Source organism: Bacillus sp. FSL H8-0492 (genome assembly GCF_038006145.1).
In the GTDB taxonomy this organism is placed as follows: Bacteria; Bacillota; Bacilli; order Bacillales; family Bacillaceae_G; genus Bacillus_A; species Bacillus_A mycoides.
In genome coordinates this window covers 4,842,810-4,859,632 of the sequence record NZ_JBBOUP010000001.1, presented here as the reverse complement: position 1 = coordinate 4,859,632, position 16,823 = coordinate 4,842,810, and the positions used below count along the sequence as shown (strand labels likewise).

Here is a 16,823-nt window from a genome sequence, read left to right as displayed (position 1 = left end):
AATTAATTAATTAATGTAAAAAATTGAAAGAAAGCTTTACTCCATCTGGAATAAAGCTTTCTTCTTTCCTTTAGGAATTATAGCAGACAGAATGGGAGATAGAAAGAGATATTTTAGCGTGAAAAAAGAGAGACTCTAAATCGCTCTTTCTAACAATTTAGAGTTCGTAGAAGTATAAATGAAATTTTCATTTTAACTATTTGTTTTGAAATGAGAAACGAGCACTTCAAGTTCTTGCACAATTGTTTTCATTTCTGATGATTTTTTAGCAACGACACTCATTTTGTTTACTTGGTCACCAGCTGAAGTTGCTGTTTTCGATGTTTCGGCAGCAACTTCATTTGAAATAGAAGCGATATTATTTAAAGCTGCATTCATTTCTTCAGAACTTGCGGCCATTTCTTCAGCAGTTGCAGACATTTCTTGTATTTGTGTAGAGAAATTGTTAATGTGATTAACAATTTCTGAGAATGAAGATCCAGCGGTACGAATGACTGTAATTCCTTCAGAAGCTTCTGACTGACCTTGTGTCATCATGTCATTTGCTATTTTTGTGTCCGCTTGAATTTGATGAAGTAAATGGTTAATGTCATTTGCTGCTAGCTGAGATTGTTCAGCAAGTTTTCGTACTTCATCGGCAACAACAGCGAATCCTTTTCCGTGTTCACCAGCACGGGCCGCTTCAATAGAAGCATTTAAAGCGAGCAAATTCGTCTGCTCGGCAATATTAGAAATAGATTGAAGTGCAGTATCAATATGATTCGTATGTGTAATGAGTCGCTCTACCACTTGTGATGTAGCGTTAACAGCTTCGTTAATTGTATGCATTTGTGTAATAGATTTTTCAATGACTTTATTTCCATCATCTGCTTTTTCAGAAGTTGTAACAGCTAGGCTAGCGGCAGAAGAGGCAGCTTGTGCAATGCGCTGAACACTCGTTGCCATATCATCCATTGCGGTTGAACTTTCTTCAATGCTAGAAACTTGTGAACGAATATTGTGCTCAAGAGCATTCATAGTCTCTTTAGTTTTTGCGGTATTTTCCATAGAAGCAGTTGTTTCGATAAACACATTTTCAGAAGCTTCTTTTACACTTGTTGATGTTTGTTGAACTTGCTTTATTATACGCTGTAAGTTAGCAAGCATTTGATTAAAGGAATTTGCGATGTCACCAATTTCATCTTTACTCGTTACGTGTAATCTAGCGGTTAAATCGCCATCCTGAGAAGCTAATTCTTTTAACTTCGCATCAATTTGTCGAATCGGTTTAACGAGTTTACCAGAGAACCCCCATGCCAATAGAATAGACGTTAATGTACATGTAATGAGTGAGAAGAAAATAATATATTGAATAAGGGATGAAGAAGACTCTACGTCAGCAATTAATACGTCCCGTTTGTCATTTTCTTCATTTGCATATTTAGTAAAACGACTTAAAAGATCATTTACATAATCTGTTTGAGCAAGAGCAATTTTGGATGCTTCATCCCATTTTCCTTCCCGTGCAAGAGGGAGGACTTCATTATCTACGACGCTGCGCCATTTTGCTCCCATTAAAATGGCCTCTTTCATTCCTTCTGGGAGTTTTTTATCACTTGTTACTTTCTCCCTAGTATCAGCTAGTTTTTTTCCTTCCCGGTTGAATTTATCCAATCCTTTTTGGTCATGTGATAGTAAATATTCTTGTAAACCAGCGACCTGCGCTTGGAACCAATCGCCACGTTCTTTTAAAATCGTTGCTCTTTTCGATACATCATTCTTTAATGTTTCGATTTCACTTGCTTGATTCATCGCGAATGAAAGAATAACAATAAGAGCAATGCTAAATAAGGAAGAAATGCTTAAGAGTGTGAACAGTAGTTTTTTTCGAATGCTAACATATTTCATTGTTACCCCTACCTTTTTTTAAAAAAACTATTTATTTTAATTTATAAATATTAAGAACGAAATTAATAAAAACATGATTAAGAAGTTATTAATCTGTTCAATGAAAATTATAGCAGATAATGGAATATGGCAGATTAATGTGAGTAAATGTTCTTAAAATGTATACATTTGTATATCAAAAAATTCATAAATAAAAATCAGAAATGGTATTGTAATTTGAAATAACATCCTGTATACTTCTAATTAGTTGATAACGATTATCACTATCAACTAAACATTACTCTTCGTTATGTTGGTCATACCCCTTTTTGACGACGTAAGTCAGAGACGAATGTTGAAATATCTTGTGTCCTATTCTACAGAATTATGGTAATCTCCAACCTCAACTTATATGCGTAAGCATGCAAAAAAGGATCCTATCCGTGAAGGGATCCTTTTTTGCATGTTGTTGCAATTAATGTGTATAGACCTGGTATACGTTCTTCAATGCCCTCTGGTGCAGTAGAAGGGAAAACCCACTTTTGATGAGATCCGTGTTCTTCAATCAATTTTTCAACCTTGAAATTTGTTTCTGCCATTGATGTAATGATTTCTCCTAGTGTCCAGCGCCTAATTTTTGTTTTCGGTAAAGCGTATTTCTGTGATCCCGTAAGGAGAGTACTATAAGCTACGTCATCTTCAATAAGTTCCTCGTCGAAATAATTTCCATTTGCTCGAAATGATGGATGATCTACTCCTAATAATTTTGTATAAACGGGATGATAGTCACGTAGTATAAAGGTCCCATCTTGTTTTAGTAAGTGAGAGATTATATGAAAGAGTGGCTTTAAGTCTAAAAAGTAATGGAGCACGCCAAGTTCCAGTAACACGATATCAAATGATTGGGATAGATTTAAATCTAGTACATTGGAAATGATATATTGAATAGAGACACCAGCAGCTTCGGCTAGTTCGGTTGCATATTTTTCATTACTTGCTGAAATGTCTACAACTGTTACATCGGCTCCTAAAAGAGCAAGAGCAACTGCTTTATTTCCTTTTGACCCGAGTAAATTAATAATACGCTTTCCTTTTGGAGATTGTATGTAAGGTAAATAATGATCTACCTCGCGCACGGGATCTTCCATGAGTTTTTTCGCATAATCCTCTGGCGCCCCGTGGCGATTTGTCCAAGCTTCATAAGCAGCTGCGTTCCAGCTTTTTTCATTAATAGTACTTAGTTGTTTTTGATTCAATTTTATCACTCCTTTTGTGAACGTATAGTTATTCGGTGAATGAGTAGGATTTCCTGTTCTTTTGAATAAAAGTTTGATTTTTCTGTCGTTAAGTCGTAAAATACGTTTTATACATAAAAGCGTTGAAAAGGAAAAGTAGAATGGAACCATTCTTTCCAGAGAGCTTCGGTAGCTGAGAAGAAGCAAGAATATTCATTTGAACAATGGCCTTTGAGCTGCGTCCTGAACTTATCAAATGATAATAGTAGGCGGCGACGAGAGTTGGTACTCGTTATCAAAACCACAGTATAAGAGCACATAGCTCCGTACTTGTTAAGGTTAGTTATGCGAATGACTGACGAAATAAGGTGGTACCGCGACTGTTTATACAGCCCCGCCCTTATCTTTTTTAAGATAAGGGCGGGGCTTTTTATATTTTAAAGGAGGAATATAAGATGAGTATTTTTATTGGAGGCGCTTGGCCGTATGCAAATGGTTCGTTACACCTTGGACACATTGCTAGTTTGTTACCAGGAGATATTTTAGCACGTTATTACAGGGCAAAAGGTGAGCATGTGTTGTATGTTTCAGGAAGTGATTGTAATGGAACACCGATTACAATTAGAGCAAAGCAAGAAGGTGTGACGGTGAAAGAAATTGCTGATAAGTATCACGAAGAGTTTGAGCGATGTTTTCGTAGCCTTGGTTTTACTTATGATTGCTATACACGTACAGATAGTGAGCATCATCATGAAACTGTTCAAAAAGTCTTTTTGCGACTATTAGAAGAAGGTTATATTTATAAAAAAGTAGTTGAACAAGCTTATTGTGAAACGTGTACGCAATTTTTACCGGATCGATATGTAGAAGGTATTTGTCCGCATTGTCATGAAGCAGCAAGGGGCGATCAATGCGATGCTTGTTCCGCTATTTTAGATCCACTCGATTTGTTAGAAAAGAAATGTAAGTTATGTGGTAGTACGCCATCAGTACAGGAAACAGAGCATTTCTATTTTGCATTGCATAAATTTCAGCAGCAAATTAAAGAGGCCGTAGAAATTGCAAAGCAGAAAGGAGCATGGCGCGACAATGCAATTCAATTAACAGAGAGATATTTAAAGGAAGGATTACAAGATAGGGCAGTGTCACGTGATTTACCAATTGGGGTACCAATTCCAGTGGCAGGATATGAAGATAAGAAAATTTACGTATGGATTGAAGCAGTGACAGGATATTATTCGGCGAGTAAAAATTGGGCTGAAGAAACAGGGAAAGATGATCAAGAGTTTTGGGATAAAGAAGCGAAAACATATTATGTACATGGTAAGGATAATATTCCGTTTCATTCAATCATTTGGCCAGCGGTATTACTTGGAATAGGAGAAGAAGCGATCCCGCGTCATATCGTTTCGAATGAGTATTTAACAGTAGAAAAAAGAAAATTATCGACAAGTAAAAACTGGGCAGTATGGGTACCTGATATATTGGAACGCTACAATCCCGATTCTATTCGTTACTTTTTAACAGTTAATGCCCCAGAAAATCGTGATACTGATTTTTCATGGCGTGAATTCATTTACAGTCATAATAGTGAATTGTTAGGTGCATACGGGAACTTTGTGAACCGGACATTAAAGTTTATTGAAAAATATTATGGTGGTACTGTACCGAAGGGAAGTATTGATGTAGAGCTGAAAGATAAAGTAGAAGGATTATATAAAAGTGTAGGAGAGGCGATTGAACAAACTAAATTTAAGGTGGCACTAGAAACAATATTTGATGCAGTACGCTTTGCAAATAAATACTTTGATGAAAAGCAGCCTTGGAAACAAAGAGAAGACGACCCAGTTTCATGTGAGGAAACAATTTATAATTGTGTTTACCTAATAGCAAACTTTGCACAACTGCTTGAACCATTTTTACCGTTTTCAAGTGAAAGAGTTAGAAATACATTATCGAGTGTTAAAGTAAATTGGGAACCTCAAAATACGTTGCCAAACCGAATTGATAATGTGCAGCCATTATTTGAGCGAATCGATGTAAAACAAATTGAACATGAGGTAGAGAAGTTATATGGAGCGGTAAAGTGAAATATAAGGAAAAGACCTTTCAAATAAAGTGAAACTTTAATCAGTGGGGGTTTTGTTCATCCCCCACTGATTATTAGCCCTCACCAATCGGGCTTTTACGGGCAGTTGATCCCCCACCTAAATTCTTTGCTTTCTCTGAATTTTGAGGTGGGGGTCTTAATGCCCGTTAATGCGGGATAAATGAAAGGTCTTTTGTTATGCTGTATAACCCTCTTTCTTATCTTTCAAAAAGAAAAGCACAGCAAGGATTACGAGAATAATAGCCGCAATATCATATGTTATTTTGAAGGTAGTAATAAAGTTTAACATATCGTAACTTTATTCACATTTATATACAAGTTGATGTTGTCACGCACTATGAACACGATTATGTTTTTTTTCTTTCCTAGCAGTAAGTAGTTGTGGTGTGAAAATACCGAGTAATATAACCACAATCCCAATCCACTGCATTGGCGATACAACTTCATGAACAAGTGTAATAGAAGCGATAATTGCTGTTGGTAATTCAGCTGCACCTAATATTGTACCAAGTCCTGTTCCGACTTTTGGTACCCCAATTGAAAAACAAATGACAGGTATAATAACCCCGAACAGTCCAAGGAAGAAAGCATATTTCCATAGGCCTGCTTGTAAAGCGCCGTCCGTTAAAAAGGTAGGGGGGAAAAATAAGCATACAATAAGAGTAGCACTCGTTGTCATAAGAAAGCTTTTCGTATAAGGCGGAACATCTGTAGCAACGCGCCCGCTTACAAATACATAGAATGAGAAAGAGACGGCAGCTAATAGTCCGAAAATAATACCTTTCGTAGAAAAGTTTTGTCCAAGACCTTCAAATACTCCACCAGCAAACAATGTACCAGTAAATAAAATAATAATAGATATAACTTTCTCACGGCTTGGGAATGTCCGGTTGGCAATTGCTTCGATGACTACACCAATCCAAGTGAACTGAAAGAGTAAAACGACAGCGATAGAGGCTGGCAATTCTTCTACGGAAATAGCATAGAAAATACCTGTCATACTCATTGTTGTGCCGACTGTTAGTAACGAAAAGAATTGTTTGTTTGATACTTTATGACGTGAAAAGAACAGAACGAGTAAAAGTAGTCCAATCCATCCGAAGACATATTGCCCTCCTAGTAGTTGGTGTGCGGAAAATCCGTCGATGAATCCGAGTTTAAAAATAGTTGAAAGTACGCCGTAGCTACAAGCGCCGAATAAAACTAGTAATGAATACTTAAACTTCTCCATAAAAATCCTCCTTTTAAATAATAAAAAACGCCCGCTATCCAAATAAGGATAACGGGCGAACGAAACAGAGTAAGATACTCTACAAAATTCCGCCATTCATACGAAGTATGAATTTGGGGTATGAAATTAGAGTAGGTTTTACATTGCTTTTGGGAATACAATGGAGCATTTTACACCTTGAGGTGTGTTTTGTATTCCATAAGGAAACTGATGTTTATCTAATATTTGTTTTACAATATATAAACCAAGACCACTACCTTGTACTAAGCCATGTTTGTCAGGATTTGCGCGATAGAATGGTTCAAATAAATGGGCAAGTTTATCTTCATCAATTTGAGAACCTGTATTTAATACTTCTAATGCGTAACCGTTTGGCTTTTCATAAAGTTTTATATATACATGCTGATGGTCAATTGTATAATGAATTGCATTTGAAATAATGTTAAAAATAGCAGTTTGCATAAATTTAGGATCAGCTAAAATTTGTGCATCTTGTTTAATGTTAGATTGAACATTTAATTGTTTTACAGATACAAAATAATCTACTTTCTTTATAACGTCCTCAATAATATTAGTTAATGAGATAACTTTTAAATTTGGTTTAAATTGAGGGTTTTGTACTTTGGATAATTCTGACACTTTCTCCGTTAATATGTTAATATCTTGCATCATCTCATATGAACGTTTTAAATATTTATCTCTATCTTTATAAGCGCCAATTCCGTGAATCATGCCATCGAGTTGTCCCATAACGGCTGCGATTGGTGTTTTTAATTCATGGGATATCATAGACATAAATTCTTTACGAGATTGTTCTAACTGTTGTTCCTTCTTGAGTTCATTTCTTAAATCTTGATTGCTGTCATGTAAATTTTTCACAATAGTAGGTACTTGTGAGGCAGCTACTTGCAAATTAAAATCTGTTTGATCTGTATTTTTGTTAAGTAGCTTTTTATCTGAGAAATCAAGATTCATAATATCTTTTAAAGCATCGCTCATATATCGGAAAGGTTTGGCGATTATTTTTGCGTAGATTAAAGATCCAAGCAGAGATAATGCAAGCATTGTCGCCCCAATATGTGGAGCTAACTGCTGCAACACATCTGTTAACTTTGGATTATCATGTGTATCATTTGCTTTACTTGCTGCATTTTGTGTATGTAAGGCATCATTGTTAGTAACTTGCTTTTCCGCTTCTGTAAGTGAAGACGTTGTGTTACTTTTCCCCGGAATATTTTGTGCATGTTCTTTTGCTTTTGCAGTTTGGCTAGGCTGCAAAAGATGATTGATGGCTGTAGAGAGTGTTTTCATGTCTATTTGAGAAGATTGAAAATTAGAGATGCTACTCTCTGACACAGCTTTATTTTGCTTTGTTTTACTTTGGTCGTTTTGTTTGTCTGATTCCGCTTGTTCCGCAGTTTGCGTTCCAGAAGCTTTCAAACGATCTTTATCGTAATTTGAGGCTAGAAAATAAATAATTTGATAAAGACAAAGTGATAACAGAATACAAAATAATAAGGTTTTGATGAATATATTTTTGGTGATGTTGTCTTTGCTACGATTCGATTTTGTAGCCAATGCCTTTCACCGTTTTAATATAAGGAATTTCTAATTTTTTTCGTAAGTTTTTAATATGTGTATCTATAACCCTCACATCACCATAATGTTCATAGCCCCATACCTTATTCAACAAATCACTTCTTGATAGTACTTTTCCCCGATTTTGCAGTAAAGTATATATAATTTCAAATTCTTTTGTAGTCAATTCAATTTGATTACCATGAACATAAGCGGCATATGCTGTAGAATTTAACATCAATTCATGGAATTGTAGTATAGTTGCAGCTTCTGCTTCCTTTGTTGCTGCCCTTCTTAATACAGCTTCTACACGTTTTATAAATACGGTGTAATGGAACGGTTTTGTAATATAGTCATCAATACCTAACTCAAATCCTTTAATTTCACTTTCTTCATTATGTAAGCCTGTTAACATAATGATTGGTACATCAGATTGTCCTCGCATAATTTTACAAATACTATAGCCATCTATATCTGGTAACATTACATCGAGGAGGACAAGATCGTATGAATTTTTTTGGAAAAGAAGAATGCCTTCTGTTCCAGCACCAACTACATCAACAGTAAAGTTTTGTGCCATTAGAAATTCACGAATAAGTTCTTGTATATCTGGGTTGTCTTCAATCACCAGTATATGCGTCATAGTAACACCTCCTAAATAACGCTTTTTACTGCAATATTCGAATTCATCATTTTTCGGATGACTCAGATTGTTTATACATATAATAAGCCCCCGCTATAAAATAGTAATGAAAGTAGCAAGGGGGATTGTTTAGTGTCACTGAATAGTTCAGAATTACAGTAGTTCTATTATAGTATGTATTGTAAAATTTATAAAATATTATAACTGTATAATTTTAATATCCATGTTTATCAATGTTACGATGATGTTGAATGCAATCTATTTTTATTATATATGTAAATACAGTTGTTTTGCTACTGTAAATGAATAAATAAAATAAGCCAAGACATAAAATTCTTGGCTACACATAAATCTTGTTCTTAGGCTAATTTACAGTGACAGTAGCTTGCTGCTGAACGCGCTCAAATAACCAGTGAATATCATTGTTAAACATACGAATACAACCAAGTGTTGTTGCTTTCCCGATTGCTTGATTATTGTTAGTTCCATGAATCGCATACGTTGTTCCGTAAGTTCCTGCCATATTTAATCCGAGCCAGCGGTCCCCAAGTGGATTACGTGGGTCGCCGCCTTTAATTTTTCCTGTATAGTAAGGACGGTTTTTAATTTTATTTACGATTTGAAAAGTACCCTTAGGTGTTGGTGTTGCTGCTTTTCCAGTAGCGACAGTGAAACTTTTTATGAATTTTTCATCTTGATAATAATCCATTTTATTTATTTTTGTGTTTACGATAAGCTGATCTTTCGTCGTAGCTGCTTCTGCAGTAGTGAATGGAAGAGTTAAAAATCCTAATGATAATAGCGCACTTAATAATAGTTTTTTCATTATATTCTCCTTTTACTTATTGTAGTAGTCTTACATACAATGAATTTGTAATCCTCGTAATGCTTGATTGACATTTTCATCTAATGTTTCAAAGAAGGTAGTAATCTTTGTATTGCATTTGTTGTTTTTATCAATAAGTAATCTTTCATTTAATAAAAGCTCACCATGTAGTCCAAAACTTTGAACTCGAATATTTAGTTCATCTTCAGTTTCAGAAATAATCGGTAAGAAATAGTGAAAAGCTTTCGTTGGAATGATGTAGCTTTTGCCAATCATGCTTTCTTGATTTGAATTAACCCATTTTCTCGTGACGATCTTAATGTTCTTTTTTGAAACGATAAAAGACAGCGTTGTAGATTTTGTTAAACTTACGTCAAATTCATTTGTTTCACATATTTGTAAATTAAAAACGGTTTCATTTTGATGAGATTCAATATTCGTAGTAATAAAATCGTGCATTTTATAAGCTTCCATTTCTTATTCACCCTTTTTTCAATTTCGAAAAGCGACTTATATTTATTCAGTTTAATGTTTAGTCATATATTAGCTAAATTTTTCAACAAATTCCGATATAATCTTACAATACGTATATGAAGCTAATATGAAGTTCATATGAGTTTGTGGTGGTTTTTTATAGAGAACAAAATAAGGTGGTTTTCGAGTGTTAAAAACTGGATGAAAAATGTATATTAATGGATTTCATTCGCGTGATATATAGTTGTTAGCTTGTTTTTAAATGCTAATAGATATAAGTAAATAGAGAACAAAAAACTTTAGAATGAGCCTTACAAAAATGTAATAAAAATGTAAGCTATTGTGATAGTTATTTCGACAATTTTTTTATACAATAATAGTAACAAGTTGTACGTGAATGAAAGGGGAGATGACATGGAATGGGTTCATGAATTATTTCAGCAATATGGGTATTATGTAGTACTTGTAGGCCTGCTGTTAGAATATATTGCACTTCCGTTTCCGGGAGAGCCAACATTAGCATATGCGGGGTTTTTAGCACAGAAGGGTGATCTAAGTTTACCTATTTTAATTATCCTATCCTTTATTGGGACAAGTGTAGGAATGACGATTCAATACTTTTTAGGGAATAAGCTTGGTATGCCTTTTGTTCAAAAATACGGGAAGTACGTATTTTTAACACAAAGAAAAATTGATTTAACGAGAATGTGGTTCGATAAATATGGATATTTCCTTATCTTTATTGGCTTCTTCATTCCTGGTGTACGTCATTTTACAGGATACTTTGCAGGTATCATTAACTTACCGTTTCGCCGCTTTGCAATTACAATTTATTCAGGTGCTTTATTCTGGGTATCGTTCTTCTTAATTGGCGGCTACTGGTTAGGTGGTAACTTACATGATATTTTCGGATTACTGGGAGATCATATCGGCAAAATCATTTTCGGAGCGATTGTCATTGTAGCAATTACGTTAAGCATTCGTTTCCGCAAACAACTAAAACGAGTATTTTTACAAAACGCAAGTTAATATGGAATCCATTCTATGTCAGATTTTAGGGAGGCAGTGCAAAAGCACTGCCTTTTTTATTTTATCCCGCTATTTGAGGGCAGTAAGACCCCCTACCTCAAAATTCAGCGAAATCAAAGAAGTTAGGTGAGGGTCGTGCTGCCCGTAAAAGCCCGATTGGTGCGGGCTAATAATCAGTGGGGGATGAACAAAACCCCCACTGATTAAAGTTTCACTTTATTTTCCAATCTATTTTCAACTTTCCTTTTAATTGATCTCCGCTAACTATAATGTAATAAGTTCCTGTCTTAATTGCCGCGAAATGGTATGTATTAGGGCCGGCTGAAGCTAAATAATTTTCTTCTTCTTGAAATTCACTAGCCATTTTTATGTCACCCATGTAGCCATTGGGATTTTCAGATGGTGATTCAATGGTGAATTCTAATATGTCACCTCGTTTTAGTTCAATCGGAATTTTATGTTCACCACTAAAATGTTGAAAAGATGCTTCGAAAGAGTTTTGGGTCCTTTTTTCTGTCCATTGCTCTTTCTGCGTGACATCAATGAAGTTAATTATGATGAGTGCAATAAATATAGCACTAGGGATGATATATCCAATCCATATAAATTTTTTTGTTATAAGTGAGCATAAATAGAAGAAAACAGAAAAAAGTGCTCCGATAGATCCTGCAAAAAGTAAAAAAAGAAAACCTGTTTCTTGAAAGAATAGGAATGGAAGAAAGAATATATAACCGCAAAGAATGTAAAGACCTAATGTTTTTAAGGTGCGGTAACTTTTAAATTTTACTTTATCTATGCAAACGGAACAAAGGATTGCATAAGAAATAAGGACAAGTGCAGGTAAAGAAAAGAGTAGTTCAGGTAACCCGGTCAATAACTTATATTTTGTTAGCCCACTATTGCCGGAAAGTGTGAGAATAGCAAGTAATAAAGAGAATAAACAAGCTGCTGTAAGTTTAGTGAGAATATAAGAAAGAATAGATGTTTTATTCATATGTAACCTCGCATGTTTAGTATTTTATATTCATTATATAAGTTATGTAGGTGATAATATAGAAGGTGTTTTGTCAATTATTAACGTCAAAATGACAATTATAATTGACAAAGATAAGGATATTATTTACAATTTTAATTAAATAAATGAAAAAGAGGGAAGACATGAAGCTTCAAAATCGAGTGAGGGAATTTCGAGCAAAGCATCGTTTATCACAAGGGGATTTAGGGAAAGCGATTGGCTCATCACGGCAAACCATTAGTTTAATTGAGCGTGGAGATTATGCACCATCTATTGTGTTATCGCTAAAAATCGCACAAATTTTTGGAGCGCCGGTGGAGGAGATATTTATGTTGGTGGAGGGGGAAGAGGACGATGAAGATGAAGAGTAAACGAAGAAAACAATTTGATTTTGTGGGGAAAATAGCATTAAGTATGATGGGTGGCTTTTTAACATCTTATATAGCTTTAAATTTACTCTCGAATGAACCGAGAAAATTATCATCTAATACATTTATAGGTGTATGTACTATTTTTGGAATCTTAATGATGTACTACACTTGGAAGAATACACGTATGTTAGCGGAGGCACGCGATGAAGAAGAGAGCGTACAAGGCAGAAAATTAGGCATTATAAGTATATATTTACGTGTAGGTGATATAGTTACGCAGGCATGGTTTGTATATGCAGTTATTACATGTAGACGTGCACTGTTACAGGATACAAATGTGTCATTTGCAGTGTGGAATTTAGTAGCTTCTATTGTCTGTTTAACTATTGTAGTGGTTATCGGGCTCATAACAAAAAATCGTTATAATAAGCTATATCCTGAACAAGGTGTAACATATATGGAATCTATGAAAATGTGGACGAAAAACGCAGATGAAGGATTAAAGCACATTGTGCATGAGGCTGGATATAAAGCATATGAATTTACGAATACAATATTGGCATATGTATGGTGGGCTGCCGTTATATATACAGCGGCTAGTGATATCGATTTTGTATTAATTGGCTTAATCTCATTTATTTGGATATTGCATCTCGGAAAATTTATGTACGAAATGCAGAGAAAAATGATTTATTAAGGGGAGAAAAAGGTGGATATTTTAAGAAGGCCAGCTGGTTCCATGACGGCGGCGCTAGTTCTGTCCATTTTATACGGAGTAATTCGAACTGGGAAATTAGAAGTAATGTTGAATATATCGGCAGTATTTGGAATTGTATTATTAGTGTTAGCCATTCATGAGCTAGGGCACGTAGTATTTGGTTTGATAGGTGGTTTGAATTTTAAATTTATGACAGTAGGACCTATCACTGTTCAAAAAGAAAAGGGGAAATTACGCATTCGAGAAAATAAATTATGGGCGTACTTTGGTGGTGTGGTGATGTTAGCACCGTCTTCTATAGAGACACCGAACCTTTCAAAGAAATGGGCGTGGATGACTTTAGGCGGACCAATTATGAGTTTATTATTCGGTATTACTTCAGGTTACATATACATGGTGAGCTATTATCAATATCTTTTATATTTTTCCGTTTTCCACTTTGTGATTTTTGCAGTTACAATCGTGCCGATAAAAGGAACGCTTCTGAGTGATGGCATGCAATTTCTCATTTTAATTAAAGATGATGAAAAAGCTAAGCAACATTTATATACGATTCAAATATCGAGTGAGTTATTTAGTTATAAAAGACCGAAAGATTGGGATGAGAGATTAGTAGAACTTAGTGAGGAAAAATTAAAAGAGGATAAAAGTATAAGAGAGATAATGAGCGGACTTATGCTCGTCTTTTATGCCCGAGCTGATCAAAAGGGAATAGAAAGAGCGATACCGTATATAGAACAAATTGTTCAGCTATCTGTAACGAAGGAAAATAGATTTTTCGTTGGTAGTTTTCATAGTTGGTATCTTTTATATAAAGCTCTTTATCAGATGGATAGCCTTTCTCTGCAAGAAGCAAAGGAACATGCAAAGGCCATTACCAAAATGGATTTAAACGGATATTACCGTACACAAGGAATTATTAAATATTTAGAGGACGATATGGAAGCTTCCCGCATTTATATGAAGAAAGCTGATAAAGAATTGGAGAGTGCTGAGAAGAGTGGAATGGGATATTTACAAGTAGAGAGAGAATGGTTTGAGCAGCTACAGGCGAGGGTATCTTACGATGGGTGAGGTATCCTCTTTTTTATATGTCATCTTATTCGATTTCATAAAAAACGAAGTACAGGTAGAATAAAAGAGATAGGAGGAGATACATATGGAAATTTTATCGATTATTTTGATAGTCTTGCTCATTTATGCTGTTTTTAAAGTGGCGTATGTAGCATTAAAGATACTCGCGATCCTATTAATTATCTTTTTAATCGTTGAGTTCGGCAGTAAGTTACTTGGGGGATAGGCATGTTGTGCGTTTTGAGTGTCGAACCGTCGATATAATGAAAAAATCGCTGATATAAGTGGAGAAACGATCGATATATTTTAAAAATCGTTGATATATTTAATTGAATACTAAGTGGGGTATATGGGAAAGAAGTTGCCGTGGAGGTAACTTCTTTTTATTTTGGTGATGGGGTATGAACAGGAAAGAACAGTAAACAAAAAAGCTGGAAGAATATCTTCCAGCTTACGAGTTACTTTCAATTTGACGACCATTTTCTTCTTCAGTGTCCTGTAATAGATTGAATACATCTGCTAGGCAGAATGCGATAAACCAAGTCCATAGACCGTGGAAGAAAGCTGAGCTTAATTGAAGTGGTAATGTATAGTTTGTCATTGAGTAGGAAATACATCCACCAACGATTCCGATCATTGTTAATAACATTGTTTTTTGAGCATTTTCTTCTGGATTGAAGAGGAAGAAAATGTATCCGCCTAAAATTGAAGCGCTTACAAGGGTTTCGATTCCATTAAAAATGATATTCTCTCCAAGCTCTGTGTTTGTCCAGAAACAGATCACGCCGCCGCCGATCGCAAATAGGACAGCTAGTGTGTATCGTATATATTGATTCATATGTTCATCTCCTTATGTAATAAGATGATTTGGAAGTCAAAAAGGTAGGTATAGTATATTGAAGTGAATTTTAGTTGTACGTATCTTTTATAAAAAGATCAGTGAAGAATAACTAAGATGATCGGTTTTTTTAAACCGTTACGTGTATGGTGTCTGAAATATACCCGACTGCTCGTTTCTTTTTGCTTATAAAAATAAGAGAAACTTCCAAGTCTATATACTCTTTTTTGTAAGTCTAGTTTTATTATAACATATTTAGTGATACAATAATAGAATTATCTGATTTTGTAATAAGTGTAAAAAATAAAAAACGCAAGGAATTGTAGTTCCTTGCGCCTTTTTATATACGTTTGAAACGGCCGACAATTTCAACTGTTTCAGTAATGTTCATAAATGCTTTATTATCCACTTGGCGGATAATACGTTTCATTTCGCCCAACTCGTAGCGAGTTACGACAGTGTAAATCATTTTTTTCTTATGGTTTGTATAGCCGCCGACAGCATCTACCATTGTTACGCCACGTATGCCGTGATGTAATAGTGAGCTTTTTATTTCCTCACCTTTTTCTGTAATTGTCATTATCGTTAATTTAATATGTTTTGTATGCACAGCATCAATTACTTTGCTGACTACAAACCGACTAATTAACGTATAAAGCGTAATATCCCATCCGAAAATAAATCCTGCTGCAACAAGTAAGATTAAGTTGAATCCAAAGATGATTGCTCCAATTGAAACATCGCGATGTTTCGCTACAATCAATCCAACAACATCAAAACCACCTGTTGAAGAAGCAAATCGGAATATGATTCCTGAGGCAGCACCGCAGATGACACCACCGAATACAGAAGACAGCAAAATATCATCTGAAACTTGGTGTACTGGGATAATGTTCATCGCTAAAGATGATACAGCCACAAAGTATGCCGTTAAAAAGGTTGTCTTCTTTCCTAAGTAAAAGTGACTTAAAATAAGAAGCGGAATGTTTAGTAAAAAGATAAGTGCTCCGATATTGTAGTGCATTAAATAACCGATAATCATCCCTACACCAGCGAACCCACCGCTAATCATATTATGCGGGATAAAAAACATATTCATAGAAATTGCATACAAAATAGAAGCTATAAAAATAACAACTAACTGTATGATGAATTCTAAATGAAATGTTTTAGCTGCTGGGAAGGATAAAAAGGCGGTGTCGGGAACGTAATCGGCGTCTCCTAGTTGACCCATAGTATGTTTCATCTCCATATTCATTTTTGATTACAAGAAGAGAATAAAGCTTTTTTCAAAAACTGGCAATAGTTTTATTATAATGCAAAAATTTTATAAATTTCTAACAAATTAAACCTATTCAAAGATACGTGTGAATATACTAAAGAAAGCGAATACATTGGTTTTCTAGCATAATTTTTTGAGAAAATATGCAAAAAAACTTTTGAGAACAAAAGGAAATAGAGAATGTTTGCTGAATATGCTAAAATGACTTTATTAAGGATGTGAAGCGATGGAATTTTTATTGCAGGATGCAATTCTATATATATCGTTTGTAACGACAGCGCTTTGTGTATTAGAAGTCTTTTTTCTTGCTAACGTTTCTCGCTTTGTGCGTCAGCAAGCATCGAGCGGTAGACAGAGAGCTTTTAAACTAGTAGATACGTGTGAAGAGGGTACAAGAAATGTACCGCTATTTTCTATTTTTTATAAATATGGAATGATTCGTTCTGTCCGCAGACAAGAATCGAGTGGAGAGAGTGACGAGGTAGGTCCGTATACACCAATGTTTCGCTAATTAATTACGAAACATTGGAGGA

Annotated in this window: 17 protein-coding genes and 1 other annotated feature; of the genes, 7 read left to right on the top strand and 10 right to left on the bottom strand. The window is 34.9% G+C overall.

Features of this window, described 5'->3' with window-relative positions; translation table 11 throughout:
• Positions 1–192: 192 nt before the first annotated feature.
• On the bottom strand, positions 193–1,887 hold the full coding sequence (locus tag MHH66_RS25205) for a methyl-accepting chemotaxis protein (RefSeq protein WP_078185096.1): 1,695 nt from the start codon (positions 1,885–1,887) through the stop codon (positions 193–195).
• Positions 1,888–2,303: 416 nt separating this feature from the next.
• A complete protein-coding gene (locus MHH66_RS25200; RefSeq protein ID WP_078185097.1) occupies positions 2,304–3,122 on the bottom strand; it encodes a class I SAM-dependent methyltransferase in 819 nt (272 codons plus the stop codon).
• A 113-nt stretch (positions 3,123–3,235) separates the two neighbouring features.
• Positions 3,236–3,506: a binding site (T-box leader), on the top strand.
• A 50-nt stretch (positions 3,507–3,556) separates the two neighbouring features.
• Between MHH66_RS25200 and metG the strand changes: the two genes are divergently transcribed.
• The gene (gene metG / locus MHH66_RS25195) at positions 3,557–5,191 is read left to right on the top strand and encodes a methionine--tRNA ligase (RefSeq protein WP_078185098.1); all 1,635 of its coding nucleotides are present in this window, start codon (positions 3,557–3,559) and stop codon (positions 5,189–5,191) included.
• 348 nt (positions 5,192–5,539) lie between these two features.
• On the opposite strand, the gene MHH66_RS25190 is transcribed toward metG, so the two are convergent.
• The 5 genes from MHH66_RS25190 to MHH66_RS25170 all read right to left on the bottom strand — a co-directional run bounded on the left by MHH66_RS25190 (position 5,540) and on the right by MHH66_RS25170 (position 9,963).
• Positions 5,540–6,442, bottom strand: a complete 903-nt coding sequence (locus MHH66_RS25190; RefSeq protein WP_063218083.1) for an EamA family transporter — start codon at positions 6,440–6,442, stop codon at positions 5,540–5,542.
• A 138-nt stretch (positions 6,443–6,580) separates the two neighbouring features.
• Entirely contained in the window at positions 6,581–8,020 is a 1,440-nt protein-coding gene (locus tag MHH66_RS25185; RefSeq protein ID WP_063218084.1) for a sensor histidine kinase, read from the bottom strand.
• Positions 7,998–8,663, bottom strand: a complete 666-nt coding sequence (locus tag MHH66_RS25180) for a response regulator transcription factor (RefSeq protein ID WP_000148832.1) — start codon at positions 8,661–8,663, stop codon at positions 7,998–8,000. The genes MHH66_RS25185 and MHH66_RS25180 overlap by 23 nt, the downstream gene beginning before the upstream one ends.
• A gap of 364 nt (positions 8,664–9,027) precedes the next feature.
• Complete coding sequence (locus MHH66_RS25175) at positions 9,028–9,489, bottom strand: L,D-transpeptidase (RefSeq protein WP_078185099.1); 462 nt, start codon at positions 9,487–9,489, stop codon at positions 9,028–9,030.
• A 30-nt stretch (positions 9,490–9,519) separates the two neighbouring features.
• Positions 9,520–9,963, bottom strand: a complete 444-nt coding sequence (locus tag MHH66_RS25170) for a DUF3978 family protein (protein ID WP_063218085.1) — start codon at positions 9,961–9,963, stop codon at positions 9,520–9,522.
• A gap of 414 nt (positions 9,964–10,377) precedes the next feature.
• Between MHH66_RS25170 and MHH66_RS25165 the strand changes: the two genes are divergently transcribed.
• Positions 10,378–10,992 carry a DedA family protein gene (locus tag MHH66_RS25165; RefSeq protein ID WP_002143668.1) on the top strand — a complete coding sequence of 205 codons (615 nt, stop codon included), beginning with the start codon at positions 10,378–10,380 and terminating at the stop codon, positions 10,990–10,992.
• A 211-nt stretch (positions 10,993–11,203) separates the two neighbouring features.
• Here MHH66_RS25165 and MHH66_RS25160 read toward each other — a convergent pair whose 3' ends face one another.
• A complete protein-coding gene (locus MHH66_RS25160) occupies positions 11,204–11,986 on the bottom strand; it encodes a hypothetical protein (RefSeq protein ID WP_063218086.1) in 783 nt (260 codons plus the stop codon).
• Between the two features lie 146 nt (positions 11,987–12,132).
• On the opposite strand from MHH66_RS25160, the gene MHH66_RS25155 reads away from it, so the two are divergent.
• The 4 genes from MHH66_RS25155 to MHH66_RS25140 all read left to right on the top strand — a co-directional run bounded on the left by MHH66_RS25155 (position 12,133) and on the right by MHH66_RS25140 (position 14,396).
• Positions 12,133–12,378 (top strand): helix-turn-helix transcriptional regulator, encoded by a 246-nt coding sequence (locus MHH66_RS25155; protein WP_002067963.1) that lies wholly within the window; start codon positions 12,133–12,135, stop codon positions 12,376–12,378.
• Positions 12,368–13,075: a DUF3169 family protein gene (locus tag MHH66_RS25150; RefSeq protein WP_061673864.1), complete on the top strand. Its 708-nt coding sequence runs from the start codon at positions 12,368–12,370 to the stop codon at positions 13,073–13,075. Before MHH66_RS25155 ends, MHH66_RS25150 begins: the two co-directional genes overlap by 11 nt.
• A 42-nt stretch (positions 13,076–13,117) precedes the next feature.
• Entirely contained in the window at positions 13,118–14,170 is a 1,053-nt protein-coding gene (locus MHH66_RS25145) for a site-2 protease family protein (RefSeq protein WP_078185142.1), read from the top strand.
• A gap of 85 nt (positions 14,171–14,255) precedes the next feature.
• The gene (locus tag MHH66_RS25140) at positions 14,256–14,396 is read left to right on the top strand and encodes a DUF3985 family protein (RefSeq protein ID WP_000404757.1); all 141 of its coding nucleotides are present in this window, start codon (positions 14,256–14,258) and stop codon (positions 14,394–14,396) included.
• A gap of 225 nt (positions 14,397–14,621) precedes the next feature.
• On the opposite strand, the gene MHH66_RS25135 is transcribed toward MHH66_RS25140, so the two are convergent.
• Together MHH66_RS25135 and MHH66_RS25130 are read right to left on the bottom strand one after the other, a co-directional pair.
• Positions 14,622–15,008: a DUF3938 domain-containing protein gene (locus MHH66_RS25135; RefSeq protein WP_002143660.1), complete on the bottom strand. Its 387-nt coding sequence runs from the start codon at positions 15,006–15,008 to the stop codon at positions 14,622–14,624.
• Positions 15,009–15,348: 340 nt separating this feature from the next.
• Positions 15,349–16,242, bottom strand: coding sequence for a YitT family protein (locus tag MHH66_RS25130; protein ID WP_000530031.1), 894 nt, complete (start codon positions 16,240–16,242; stop codon positions 15,349–15,351).
• 274 nt (positions 16,243–16,516) lie between these two features.
• Between MHH66_RS25130 and MHH66_RS25125 the strand changes: the two genes are divergently transcribed.
• Positions 16,517–16,801 carry a hypothetical protein gene (locus MHH66_RS25125; protein ID WP_002015967.1) on the top strand — a complete coding sequence of 95 codons (285 nt, stop codon included), beginning with the start codon at positions 16,517–16,519 and terminating at the stop codon, positions 16,799–16,801.
• The last annotated feature ends 22 nt before the right edge of the window (positions 16,802–16,823 follow it).